Here is a 12,575-nt window from a genome sequence, read left to right as displayed (position 1 = left end):
AACGGGATGGGGCACGATGACGGCAACCTGGCGGACCACGCAGAAGGCCCATCGCCGTGCCGCGTTGATGGAGTCCGCCGCCCGGCTGTTCGCCGAGCGCGGCTTCGCCGCCGTGTCCACCTCGGAGCTCGGCGAGGCCGTGGGGATGAGCGGCCCCGCCCTCTACAAGCACTTCCCCAGCAAGGATGCTCTACTGTCCGAAATCCTCGTGGACGCCTCGGAGCGGCTGCTCGCGGGCTGCCGGACCATCCTGACCGAGGAAGGCGGCGCCGGCCAGGCGGCAACTCCGGCCGACGTCCCGACCCAGACCCTGCAGCGGCTGGTCCATTTCCACCTGGAGTTCGCCACAACCGATCCGGAGGTCATCCGCATCCAAGACCGGGAGCTGCCCTCCCTCTCCCCCGAGAGCAACCAGGAGGTGCGCCGGCTTCAGCGAGAGTATGTCCAGCTCTGGGACGGCGTGCTGTCCGCAATCCATCCGGGGCTCGACGACGGCGAGCGCCAGATCCGCCTGCTCGGCACCTTCGGCCTGTTGAACTCCACTCCCCACAGCGCCCATCCAGCCTCTGCGCACACCGGGGATGCCGTGGAGCGCGAACGCGCCGTTGACGTCCTGGCCGGGATGGCACTCCGCGCATTGACCGGGAGCACCCTCCGGACGGGCTGAATTCATCAAAGGGTTCGACCAATCAGCCAGCCCACCGTAGACTGTGACGGAACACCACAACTGATGATGACCTGCAATAACGGGACAGGGAACACATGACCACCGCCAACAGCTTCTCAACGGAGAACAACCCATTCCAGACGGCAGCCAACACGGGGAATAACCTGTTCACCAAGGTCCGCACCCGCCGCGGCTTTGAATACATCACAGAGCAGGTCCGGGACGCCGTTGCTTCCGGGCATCTGACCCCCGGATCCAAGTTGCCGGCGGAACGGGACATGGCAGAGATGTTCGGCATCAGCCGTCAGAGCGTGCGAGAGGCCCTCCGCGGCCTCGAGATGAGCGGACTGGTGGAGTCCCGACCTGGCGTGACCGGAGGGGTCTTCATCCGGGAGGGCGATCCGTCTGTGGTGACACGGGCCGTGAATGACCTCGTGTCCTTGGGTGCACTGTCTTCGGAGAGCCTGTTCGAGGCCAGGGTGATGCTGACCACCGACGTGATCAGACTTGCGGCCATCCGCGCCACCGAGGAGGATCTCCAGAAGATGGAGGATGACATCGTCGCCTTCGATCAGCAGGCCACACCCATTCCCGGCGAGCAGCGCACCGTCCGCGTCACCAATTTCTACTCGCTTCTCGCGGCGGCCAGCCACAACGAGGTCCTCGTCATGCTCATGAACTCGCTGACGGAGATCGTCCAGGCCAGGCTCAACAAATTTGGTCCCGATCCGCTGACGGACGTCACGCGGATGCGTCGCCGGTTCGTCAAGCACCTGCGTGCGGGGGACGTCGACAAGGCCTCTTCGGACATGGAGGCCCATCTCAAGCGGGTGGAGAACCGGCTGGCCGAGAAGGAGAAGAAGGCGCTGGCCAACTAGCCACAGGTTCGACCCATCGGGCAATGAGCAACAGGTTCGGCCGCCGACAAGGTCATCAGCGGCCGAACCCTGCCAAGGGAGAAGTGTCAGGCCATTAAGCCACGGCCAACGTGGCCTGCTCCGTGACCCCCGTGATGCGGCTCAGGATGCCGGCCGCGTCAACCACGGGCTCATTGCTCCGCCAGGCCACCTGGCCGTCCGGCCGCACGAGCACGAGGCGAGTCCCATACAATTCAGCGGCCTCCCGGTGCTCCACATCGACAACACGGAACGGGATACCCTCGACGGCGGCGGCCATCTCCAGGCCGGCGACGTCCAGGTTCGGGTCGAAGCGCAGGCAGACGTAGTCCCGCCCGAACTCATCCAGGATCGACCTCTGCGGATCGAGCCACACGTGGGGCGCACGGTGCCCCGGACGCGCCGACTGCTCGTGGCTCTGGACGGTCAGCGGGGGCAGGACCGTCCCGTCCGGGATAACGACGGGGGATCCCTCGTAGACGTATCCCAGGTGGATCCCGATGCTGAACCACTCACGCTTCATGGCATCGGTGTACGCATCGCCGTATTCACGGCGCGCGGCGTCCGTCTCCGGGCCGTCACCGTCGAACACCTCAGGCCTGGGCTGGGCCACGCGGGGTCCGAGCATGCGTTTGAGGTTGTCCCCGGCCTCGGTGACGTTCCGGATCGCTACCGGACGCTGTTCATACTCGTAGCTGTCCAGCAGGGCCTCCCCGCCCCACCCCTCGAGCGAGGCCGCCAGTTTCCAGGAGAGGTTGACGGCATCCAACAGGCCGGTGTTCATGCCGAACCCGCCAGTCGGGGACGTCAGGTGCGCGGCGTCTCCTGCGATGAAGATCCGGCCCTTGCGGTATTGGTCGGCGACGAGCTGGCGACGGACCCAGGGCAGGATGGACAGGATCTCGAACTCGAACTCCCGCCCCATGGCCCGGTTGATGGCAGTCCGCATCTCCTCTTCGGACACCTCCCGCTGGGATTCGTCCCCGATGAGGGAGAACCGCCACTGGTCGCGGCCATTGATCGCCACTAGCGTGGCCCAGGTGCCCTCCGGCCCGATGAAGATGTAGCGGTAGGCAGGGTCCATCGTGTGCAGGGACTCCAGGTTCTCGCAGCGGATGATGGCGTTGGAGGTATACGTCAGTGCGCCCTCCCCGCTCATCTCGATCCCGAGGTCCTCGCGGACCCGACTGTCGCCGCCGTCGCATCCCACCATGAAGTCCGCCTCCACGGTGTATTCCGCCCCGTCCTCGCGAGAGCGCAGGGTTGCGGTGACGAAATCCCCATGGTCCACGAAGGACACCAGTTCGGTCCGATAGCGGATCTCCGACTTCCCGGTGGAACGGGCGAACTTCCTCAGCACCGGGTCGAAGAAGTTCTGCGGGCACCGCTCGCGATGCTGCGGGCTCTGCGGCGGAGTCTTCTCCTCACGCGGAGTCGGGAAGAACTCCCTGCCGAATTCATAGCCGTTGAGGTCGGTGACCCACGCACAGTCCTGGATGTAGTCCCTGTTGTAGCCGGCCGAGTAGACGTCTTCGACGATTCCCCACCTCCGGCAGAACTCCATGCTACGGATACCGACCATGTCCATCTTCGGCTGGAAGATCGTCTCCCCCCGGGCCTCGACCAGGACACTCTCGATGCCCCGCCAGCCGAGGTCGCCCGCCAGCGCGAGACCCACCGGGCCTCCGCCGACAATCAGAACAGGAATCCTGTCAGTCATCGCTTCATTCCTCTCCCTGACGCGCGCCCGCAATTTCAAGCCTTGACGCAACGCGAATCTGTGCGCCGGACGACGCTCCGATGGGCATCCACAGCGGAGGCCCTGACGAGAATCATATGGTAGAACCATTTGGCTCTGTCAAGGCCCAAGTTCCGCGCATGCCGCGACGCATCACCATGACCGGGTCGCGCGAACACCTCAGGCACTTTCCTTCGACAACCCTTGACGAACAGATATGCCGCACCTAACATCAAAATGGTTCTACCTTTCAGGTAGGCACTATAGACAATCCGATCTGGAGGATGATTCCCATGTCCGAAACCGTTGTCGACGCTGACGCGGAAGTCCGTGCACGGCTTCGCGAACGGCTCTCGCTCCACGGCCTGAAGATTTCCCAGCCAGATGAGCCGCCGCTGTTCACCCGGACGCCCGAGTCCCCGATGCAGCCGATGCACTGGCGCTGGGCCGACCTCCAGGCCTACCTCGAGGAACTCGGCGAGGTGCTCGACCTTAAGCCCGGCGGCGACCGGCGCACCCTGCGCCTGGCCAATCCCGGCCTAGAGTACGGCACCACCCCGACGTTTTGGGCGTCCATCCAGTACATCAACCCGGGCGAGGTGGCCACGGCACACCGCCACACCCCCGACGCCTTCCGCTTCGTCATGCAGGGCAACGGCTGCACCACCACCGTGGAGGGCGAGAACTATGAGATGAACGAGGGCGACCTCGTCCTCACTCCCAACTGGATGTGGCACGACCACGTGCATGAGGGAACCGAGCCCATGATCTGGCTCGATGTCCTCGATGTCTCCGTCATGCGCAAGCTGGAGAACATTTTCTTCGACCCCTACGAGCAGGGCCAGCAGCCCGTCAACAGCGTCCCGGAGAAGTCTTGGCGTGAGTTCGGGTCCGGGCTGATGCGCCCGGTGGGTCCGGCACCGCGCCCCGAGCGCAATCCCCTGCTGGTGTACACCAAGGCCCAGGCGGACGACGCCATGGACAAGGCCAAGGGCCTCGCCCCCGACCCTGTGGACGACGTGATCCTCGAATACCAGAACCCGGCCGGCGGCGGCTCAGCCCTGCCGTCGATGTCGATGAAGTCGCAGATCGTGCGCCCGGGATTCACAGGCCTACAGCACCGCCACAGCGGCAGCAAGGTCTACTACGCGCTCAGCGGCAGCGCCTCGATGGTCGTCAAAGGGGAGCGCTTCGACTGGGGCAAGGGGGACTTCATCTCGGTCCCGCCCTATGCCGCTGTCACCCACCTCAATGAGGGCACCGAGGAGGGACGGCTGTTCCGAGTGGACGACAGCCCCATCTTCCGAATGCTGAATGCCTACCACGAGGAGATACTCACCGAGGGGGAAACCGCCAAATGAGGCTAGCGGTCTTTGACGACTGGCGCCTCGGCCTGGTCCAGGAAGCATCCGTCCATGACATCACCGAGCTGGTCCCGGCCACGTTCGACGAATGGCCGGAACAGCGGATGACGTGGCTCATCCGCAATTGGGACACCATTGCGGGACAGATCCCCGCATCGGTGACCGGACCGGGCCGGCCCCTGTCCGAGGTCACTCTCCGAGCCGCGACCCCGGCCCCGCCGCAGGTGTTTGCCATCCCGGCCAACTACCATGCCCACCTCGGGGAGATCGGCAAGCGATCGATCACCACAGGGGGCCGCACGGCACGCCAGGTGGGGTTCTTCCTCAAGGCCGCCGGTTCCGTCAGCGGTGCCGGTGACCCCATCGAGCTGCCCGCCGGATCCAATCGCCGTTTCGACCATGAGTGCGAGTTGGCCGTGGTCATCGGGACGGGCGGGCGGAACATTCCCCGGGACCAGGCTCTGGAGCACGTCTTCGGCTACTCCTGCCTGATCGACCTGACCATGCGGATCGAACCGGGAGAATTCGAGGAGGACCGCTCCCTGCGCAAGTCCTTCTCCACCTTCACGCCGGTCGGGCCCTGGTTGGTGACGGCCGACGAGGTCGGGGACACCACCGAGATGACATCCCGCCTCCTCGTCAACGGCGAGGAGCGGCAGAGCGCCCGCATCGGGGACATGATCCTGGGGATCCCCGAGGCCATCGAACTGATCTCCTCGGTCGTCGAGCTCAAGCCCGGCGATGTCATCGCCTCCGGCACGCCCAAGGGCGTCGGCCCGCTGAAGGCTGGCGATACCGTGGAGATCGGTATCGACCGAATCGGCAGCATGGCCTTGGACGTCCGCGAGGCAGCGGTCTCGCCACGTCCGTTCTGATCCCAGCACCGGCATCACACCCAACACCACACCAAGGAGAAGCGATGGAGAAGCTGCCGGCCGCCTTCATTCGAGGCGGCACCAGCAAGGCCGTGGTCTTCCACCTCTCGGACCTTCCCGGTGAACGGGCCGATTGGGACCCGATCTTCCTGAGAGCCATGGGGAGCCCTGACGCGAACGGGCGTCAGCTCGATGGCATGGGCGGCGGCATCTCCTCACTCTCCAAGGTGTGCGTGGTGGGACCGGCGTCGACAGAGCAAGCCGACGTCGACTACACCTTTGCCCAGGTCCAGGTGGACACCGCGGTGGTCGACTTTGCCGGCAACTGCGGAAATATGTCTTCCGCCATCGGGCCGTTCGCCGTGGATGAGGGGCTGGTCCACGCAGCAGACGGTCCAACCACTGTGCGCATCCACAACACCAACACCGGCAAGATCATCGCCTCGACCTTCGACGTCTCCGGTGGCCGAGCCGTGACGGACGGTGACTACGCGATCGACGGGGTGTCCGGCACGGGCGCCCCCGTCCGTCTCGACTTCCTCGACCCGGGCGGGTCCGCCACCGGGCGCCTCCTGCCCTCGGGCCAGGGACTCGACCGGCTCGACACGGAGCACGGCGCCTTCCAGGTATCCATGGTGGACGCTGCCAATCCCTGCGTCTTCGTGCCGGCGTCTTCGCTCGGCTGGTCGGGCACCGAGCTTCCCGAGGTCCTGGAATCGAACTTGGACCTGCTCCACACACTGGAGTCCATCCGGCAGACGGCGTCCGTGGCGATGGGAATCTCCACGGACCGGGAGGCAGCGGCCGGAAACCGCCTTACCCCATTCGTGGCGCTCGTCGCCGAGCCACAGGACTACCGGACCCTCTCCGGCCGGGACATCTCCGCCGATGAGGTGGACGTCGTGGTTCGTTTCCTCTCCTCGGGCCGCCCACACCGGGCCGTGCCGGTGACCGGGGCCATGTGCACGGCCATTGCCGCCCGTGTTCCGGGTTCCACGGTCCAGGATGCGGCCCGCCAGAGTCTCGGTGATAGCGCTCCCCTGCGGCTCGGTACACCGTCCGGCATCCTCGACGTGAACTCCTCGGTCAGCGTCGAGGAGGGTAAGGCTCCCCACGCCGAGTTCGCGTCGACATACCGCACCACCCGGCGGCTGTTCGACGGGAACGTCTACTTCTGACGACCCTCTGCCAGAGGGATGTCGAGTTCCGCCCCCTGGGACCGCAGCAGGGCCACGTGGCTCGCGGTCTCCGCCAGTGCGAGGCGTAGAGGCGGCCCGACCAACGAATCCCAGCCCCGCGACCAGGTCAGATTCCGAGCGATGTCCCACACGGACTGCGCGTCACGAGCGTCGATGATCTCCAGGACCTCGTCCGACCGCGACCGGGCATCCGAGAGCAGCTCGTCGACCCGGCCTCCGATTCCCTGGAACCGGTACTCATGGGCTGGGCAGACCTCCATGTCCTCATGGCAGCGCATGCGCTCCAGGGACCTGCAGTAGTCGCGGAGTGGATTCTCGGGGCCCCCTCGTTGGAGGGAGACGTTGGGGGTGATCCGCGGGAGGACGTGGTCCCCGCTGAGCAGGAGCCCGTGTACGTGGTCGATCAAGCAGATGTGGCCTTCGGTGTGTCCGGGGGTCGCCACCATCTCGAGGTCCATTCCCTCGCCCTGAAGGTGCTCCCCATCGGCGAACCTCACATCCGGACGGGCCAAGACGCGCTCGGCACTCAACCATTGTTCGCCGTAGACGATCTCCCCGACCCGAGAGGCGGGCACGCCCCAGCTGTGGAGCAGGGCACGGTCCGCCCCGATCCACGCGTCATCCCCGCCGCTCTCCGGCAGGCCCAAGGTCTCGTTGCGTCCCAGACCCACCCAGGCACCGGAGGCTTGCCGTGCCCTCTCGGCCAGGCCGAGATGGTCCCCATGACGATGCGTCACCACGATGCCCGTGACACCCCGGATGCCGACGCCGGTCCGCTTGAGGCCTTCCAGCAGGTGCTGCCAGCCCTCCTCGCTGGACCATCCAGGGTCGACGAGGATGGCGTCGCGGGGCCCTGTGGCGAGGTAGCTCAGGGTGTAGCGCATGGGGTGCCGGGGGAAGGGCACGGGGATGGACCAAAAGCCCGCCCGCACCTCCTCGACCGGGGGAAGCACCTTGTTCGCCCAGGCGTCCTTCTGCACCCGGCCGGTGATCGTGATGGACTGGTCCAGCCTCATGCCAGGGACGGATCCCGGTTGTCCGCCTCTGTCCGTGGCGGCAGTTGCGGATCCGGGAACCGGGGCGACCTCTTCTCCTGGAGAGCCTTGACCCCCTCCTGGAAGTCTGGGCTCTTCATGAAACCACCGATGAGGCCTTTCGAGTCGTCGATCGACCGTCCCGGATGGTGGTGGAGCAGGTCCGCGTACATCTGCCGCTTGGCGCTGGTCACCGAGGCCGGCGACACCTGCCGGGCGATCATCCGGGCCGTTGTGTAGACGTTCTCCAGGAACTCGTCGCCGGCCGGGTAGACACCGTTCAGGTAGCCCATGGCCAGGAGTTCCTCCGGCAGGATGACGCGCCCCGTGAACAAGATGTCCGCGGCATGCGTGGTCCCCACGATGCGCGGCAAGACCCAGGACAGCCCGTATTCGGCCGGGAGTCCGAGTCGAGGTGTCGAGATGGTGTACTTGGCGCCCTCGGCCGCAAACCGCAGGTCACAGAAGCTCACCAACGCGGCGGCGATCCCGGCACAGGCACCGTTGATCGCGGCGATGACCGGGACCCTTAACCCCCAATGCCAGATCAGATCCGTCTCGAACTCCGGGTTCACCCCCGAACCGGGGCTAGCCTCACGTCCCACCGCGACACTCTCCGAGTAGTCGTCCTCACTGGTCGTGTAGAAGCTCAGTGCCTTGGCATCCGCACCCACGCAGAACTGATTCCCGGTCCCGGTGACCACGACCACGCGGACCGCCGGATCGCGGTCCAGCGTCTCCATGATCCATCGGTACTCAGCGTGCATCCTGTTGGTCCAGGAATTACCCCGTCCTGGACGGTGGAACCAGACGGTGGCGATACCGTCCTCGTCCACGGTGTACTTTGTAGTCTTGAGGTCCATGGGACTCCCCTTGCTCGTGTGTGCGGTTCAGTACGAAAATTCAGTCGGCCGTTTCAGACAGCCACGGTGGTGGCGCGGATCAGCGCCAGAGCCTGGGGCCAGGACAGGTTGAACGCCTCGGCGTTGGGCGCCTCGCCGTGACGGCGGGCGTCGCTGAACCCGTGCTTGGCGTCTGGATACACGTGCACCATGCTCGGGGCTCCGTCGCGATGGAGGAGCGCCTCCTGCATCCGGTCGAAACTCTCCCGGGAGACGATGGAGTCCTTGCCCGGGTAGGCCATCATCACCGGCGCGGTGGTGCACCGGATCTGCTCGATGGCGTCGATGGAATGGTTCTCGGCCGGCGGGATGGTCACCGTGGGGTGGTAGGCGATCACGTTGGCCAGTTCCGGGTCCCGCCCGCCGAGGATGAAGGCGAACCGGCCCCCCAGGCACCATCCGATGACCCCGACGTGCTGCACGCCCAGGGCCGATCGCATGTGGGCCAGGAGCCGTTCCTGCTCTTCCACGACCGCGCGGTCATCGAGTTCCGCGAGGAGGCGGCTGAGCTCAGCGTGCTCGGTGTCGTCTGAGCTGGGGCCATGCCAGGGGTCCCACGTCACGGCCACTACCCCCGTCTCCCGGGCGATCTGGTCGGCGAAGAGACGAACCTGCTCCCCGATGCCCGTGATCATAGGCAACAGGAGCATCCCCCCGGTCGGGGGCCGGCCGTCGTTGTCCGGGACAGCCTGATAGGTGCGCAGACCGTCAACGTCTACATATCCGGAGCGGATTTCACTAGCCAAAATTCGGCCTCCTTGAGTTCCTGGATGACGCCAAGATGATTTGCATCACACCCCCAAACCAACCACTCAATTCGCTTCAGGTCAAACCATTTATCCAAACGAACCGTAGCGGGTGGGCCAGTCGGCCGGCATTGACAACACCGCGCGGCGTGGGTCAAATGGTAGAACCTATAGAATCGGTGACTTTGGCAGTTCGCCGGACCGAGGACAACTCAGAGAAGGACGGCTCATTGTGAACCACCGCCTCCACCCCGAACCTGCCGGGAGCACCCCGGCGGGACGCGACATCCTGCCCCTGAGTGGCGTCCGGATCGTCGATCTCTCACAGATCGGCGCTGGGCCGTACGGCACTTCCCTCCTGGGGGATCTGGGCGCCGACGTCATCAAGGTCGAGCCCATCCACGGCGACAGTTTCCGCTATGTGGACAACGCCTACGCCCCCGGCGAGAGCGCCTACTTCTACGGAGTGAACCGGAGCAAGCGGTCCGTGGCGCTCAACCTCAAGGACCCGGAGGGGTACCGCACGCTGATGCGCCTGGTGAAGGAGGCGGACGTGTTCGTCATCGCCTTCCGACCGGACGCTGTCCAGCGGATGGGCCTGGACTTCGAGACGCTCAGCGCGGTCAACGACCGGCTCATCTATGCCTCCATCACGGCCTTCGGTGAGACGGGGCCACGCGCCACGCAGCCGGGCATGGACATCCTGGCCCAGGCACTGAGCGGCATGATGGGCGTCACCGGGGAGGTCGGCGGGGGACCGGTCAAGGTCGGGGTCCCCATCGCGGACTTCGTGGGTTCCTTCTTCCTGGGCTTCGGCGTCACGGCGGCCCTACGGCAGCGTGACCAGACCGGCCGGGGGGACAAGCTCACCATCAACCTCCTCGATGGACAGATCGCCGCCTTCGCCAACTACGTCACGGCCTACGACAAGACAAAGGTGCCCTTCCGCCCCCAAGGCGGTGGCCACCCGCAGCTCGTTCCCTACCAGCCCTTCCTCGGGTCCGATGGCAGGTACTTCATCCTTGCGTGCCTGAACGACCGGTTCTGGAACGCGCTGCTTCCATTCCTGCAGGAGTTCGGGGACTTCGAGGACCCCCGCTTCGAATCGAACTCCGGCCGCGTGGAGCACCGCGTCGAACTGTGTTCCCGGCTGGAGGAGATCTTCGCGACCCAGCCGGCGGAGTACTGGATCTCGCGATTGGAGGAGGCCGGAGTGCCGTGCAGTTCCATCCACCGCTTCGAAGAGGCCCTGGAGGACCCCCAGGTGGTCGCGAATGAATCGATCACCGAGTTGGAACACCCACGCTTCGGAACCTACAAGGTCCCGAACAACCCCCTCCGCTTCGAGCGGGCCGCCACCGGGCCGCGCGGCTATGCGCCGGGGCTCGGCGAGCACACCAACGAGGTCCTGCTGGAGACGGGACTCAGCCAGACCGAGATCGACGACCTGGTGCAGCGCGGCATCATCAATCCCGCGCTCGTCTCGGCCGTCGGCTAACCCGGTCCGCATCCCTCGAAGCATCCACCACCCACTGTCAAGGAGTACTCACGTTGGTCGCCACCACCACAGAATCCACCGCAATCGTCTGGGGCCGGGAGGTCGTTGAAGGCACGGTCCACGGCCGCCCCTCACGCATGTACAAGGAACGCCCCACCGCCGTGAACCAGTTCCTCCTCGAGGCCCGCCGCTGGGGCAGCCAGGAACTGCTGGTCCAGGGCGACCGACGTCTCACCTACGCGGACCATGAGGCCGCGGTCGCCAGGGTGGCCAACCGGCTGTCCGCCTATGGGATCACCCTGGGGGATCGGGTCATGCTCCTCGGCTTCAACTCCATCGAGTGGTATGTCTCCTTCTGGGCCGTCCACAGCCTCGGGGCCGTCGCCGTCCTGGGCAATCCCTGGTGGAGCGACCACGAGGTCGAGCAGCTGGTGGCCAAGGTTCAGCCCAAGCTCGCCCTCACCGACCGCGAGGTGCACCAGGTCTCGCGCGTCTCCTTGCAGGAGCTCCGCACCCTTGTCGACAGCGGGGACCCGGCGGAGCTGCGGCTGGCCGATGTCTCCGAGGACGCCGACGCCGTCGTCATGTTCAGCTCCGGCACCACCGGCCTGCCCAAGGGCATCCTGGTCTCGCAGCGCTCCGTGGTGGGAAACATGCACAATGTGCTCGGGATGACCAATCGGTTGCCGAACGAGCTCCCGGACGACTACCGCGGCACCACCAGCCTCCAGTCCGTCCCCATGTTCCATCTGGCCGGCGTCCAGGTCAGCTGTGCCACCCTGCTGCAGGGCGGCAAGCTGGTGATGCTCGATGGGAAGTTCGATCCGGCCGAGGTCCTCCGGTTGATCGAGGAGGAGAAGGTCCGGTCCTGGGGTGCCATCCCGACCATGGTCTCGCGCGTCCTGGAGCACCCGGACATCAGGACCCGTGACATCTCCAGCCTGGCCTCCGTGCCCCTGGGCGGGGCGGCAGTACCCGACGAGCTGCGACAGCGGATCGCCGAGGTCTTCCCCAGCGTCAAGAAGCGCATCGGGAGCCTCTACGGCTTGACCGAGACCGGCGGTCCGCTGGCCGCGGGGTCCGGTGGGGAGATCACCGGGCATCCCAGTCGCGTGGGCAAGCCGCTACCCGTCACCGAGGTCAGGATCGCGAATCCGGACGAGACCGGCGAGGGAGAGATCATGGGCCGCACGCCGAATGCCCCGGAGGAGGTCATCGGCGAAGGCCCCGTCGAGGACCAGGACGGCTGGATCGCCACCGGCGATCTCGGCCGCATCGACGAGGAGGGCTACCTCTACGTCACCGGTCGCGCCAAGGAGATCATCATCCGCGCCGGAGAGAACATCGCCTCGGCGAACATCGAGAACGCGCTGCTGCGCCACCAGGACGTCGCCGATGCCGGTGTGGTGGCCCTCCCGGACCCGGACCTGGGCGAGAAGGTGGGCGCCGCCGTCGTGATCAAGCCGGGGGCCCCCGTCCCCACCCTCGACGAGCTGGCCGCCCTGTGCCGAGAATACCTGGCACGGTACGAGATGCCGGACAGCTGGTGGATCCGCCGTGACAGCTTGCCGATGACGGACATCGGCAAGCTGAACAAGAAGCAGCTGATCGCCGACTGGACCGGCCGCGGCGGCGAAACCTTCCACGAGGCCTGAG

Annotated in this window: 11 protein-coding genes; 7 read left to right on the top strand and 4 right to left on the bottom strand. The window is 66.1% G+C overall.

Going from position 1 to position 12,575, the window contains the following annotated elements; genetic code table 11:
• Positions 1-16: 16 nt before the first annotated feature.
• Together ACFFIO_RS14665 and ACFFIO_RS14660 are read left to right on the top strand one after the other, a co-directional pair.
• Positions 17-667, top strand: a complete 651-nt coding sequence (locus ACFFIO_RS14665) for a TetR family transcriptional regulator (protein ID WP_378042935.1) — start codon at positions 17-19, stop codon at positions 665-667.
• A gap of 95 nt (positions 668-762) precedes the next feature.
• Positions 763-1,545, top strand: a complete 783-nt coding sequence (locus tag ACFFIO_RS14660) for a FadR/GntR family transcriptional regulator (protein WP_378042933.1) — start codon at positions 763-765, stop codon at positions 1,543-1,545.
• A gap of 94 nt (positions 1,546-1,639) precedes the next feature.
• Here ACFFIO_RS14660 and ACFFIO_RS14655 read toward each other — a convergent pair whose 3' ends face one another.
• Positions 1,640-3,283 (bottom strand): FAD-dependent oxidoreductase, encoded by a 1,644-nt coding sequence (locus tag ACFFIO_RS14655; protein ID WP_378042931.1) that lies wholly within the window; start codon positions 3,281-3,283, stop codon positions 1,640-1,642.
• Positions 3,284-3,594: 311 nt separating this feature from the next.
• Between ACFFIO_RS14655 and ACFFIO_RS14650 the strand changes: the two genes are divergently transcribed.
• Genes ACFFIO_RS14650 through ACFFIO_RS14640 form a run of 3 tightly spaced genes read left to right on the top strand, consistent with a single transcriptional unit; the run spans position 3,595 to position 6,718 of the window.
• On the top strand, positions 3,595-4,662 hold the full coding sequence (locus ACFFIO_RS14650; protein ID WP_378042929.1) for a cupin domain-containing protein: 1,068 nt from the start codon (positions 3,595-3,597) through the stop codon (positions 4,660-4,662).
• Positions 4,659-5,540 (top strand): fumarylacetoacetate hydrolase family protein, encoded by an 882-nt coding sequence (locus tag ACFFIO_RS14645; RefSeq protein WP_378042928.1) that lies wholly within the window; start codon positions 4,659-4,661, stop codon positions 5,538-5,540. The genes ACFFIO_RS14650 and ACFFIO_RS14645 overlap by 4 nt, the downstream gene beginning before the upstream one ends.
• 44 nt (positions 5,541-5,584) lie before the next feature.
• Positions 5,585-6,718, top strand: a complete 1,134-nt coding sequence (locus ACFFIO_RS14640; RefSeq protein ID WP_378042926.1) for a 2-methylaconitate cis-trans isomerase PrpF family protein — start codon at positions 5,585-5,587, stop codon at positions 6,716-6,718.
• On the opposite strand, the gene ACFFIO_RS14635 is transcribed toward ACFFIO_RS14640, so the two are convergent.
• From ACFFIO_RS14635 to ACFFIO_RS14625, 3 genes are read right to left on the bottom strand one after another with little or no spacing between them, the layout of a single operon-like run.
• Positions 6,709-7,755, bottom strand: coding sequence for an MBL fold metallo-hydrolase (locus ACFFIO_RS14635; protein WP_378042924.1), 1,047 nt, complete (start codon positions 7,753-7,755; stop codon positions 6,709-6,711). The two genes, ACFFIO_RS14640 and ACFFIO_RS14635, sit on opposite strands and share 10 nt — an antisense overlap.
• Positions 7,752-8,636, bottom strand: coding sequence for an enoyl-CoA hydratase-related protein (locus tag ACFFIO_RS14630; RefSeq protein WP_378042923.1), 885 nt, complete (start codon positions 8,634-8,636; stop codon positions 7,752-7,754). Before ACFFIO_RS14630 ends, ACFFIO_RS14635 begins: the two co-directional genes overlap by 4 nt.
• A 53-nt stretch (positions 8,637-8,689) precedes the next feature.
• Positions 8,690-9,421: a dienelactone hydrolase family protein gene (locus tag ACFFIO_RS14625; RefSeq protein WP_378042921.1), complete on the bottom strand. Its 732-nt coding sequence runs from the start codon at positions 9,419-9,421 to the stop codon at positions 8,690-8,692.
• Between the two features lie 232 nt (positions 9,422-9,653).
• On the opposite strand from ACFFIO_RS14625, the gene ACFFIO_RS14620 reads away from it, so the two are divergent.
• Together ACFFIO_RS14620 and ACFFIO_RS14615 are read left to right on the top strand one after the other, a co-directional pair.
• Positions 9,654-10,919 carry a CaiB/BaiF CoA transferase family protein gene (locus ACFFIO_RS14620; RefSeq protein WP_378042919.1) on the top strand — a complete coding sequence of 422 codons (1,266 nt, stop codon included), beginning with the start codon at positions 9,654-9,656 and terminating at the stop codon, positions 10,917-10,919.
• Positions 10,920-10,972: 53 nt separating this feature from the next.
• Positions 10,973-12,574, top strand: a complete 1,602-nt coding sequence (locus ACFFIO_RS14615; RefSeq protein ID WP_378042917.1) for a class I adenylate-forming enzyme family protein — start codon at positions 10,973-10,975, stop codon at positions 12,572-12,574.
• Position 12,575 lies beyond the last annotated feature (1 nt).

This window comes from Citricoccus parietis, from assembly GCF_042433045.1.
GTDB lineage: Bacteria > Actinomycetota > Actinomycetes > Actinomycetales > Micrococcaceae > Citricoccus > Citricoccus parietis.
The sequence above is the reverse complement of the archived record's forward strand: the minus strand, read 5'-3'. Positions and strand labels throughout refer to the sequence as shown.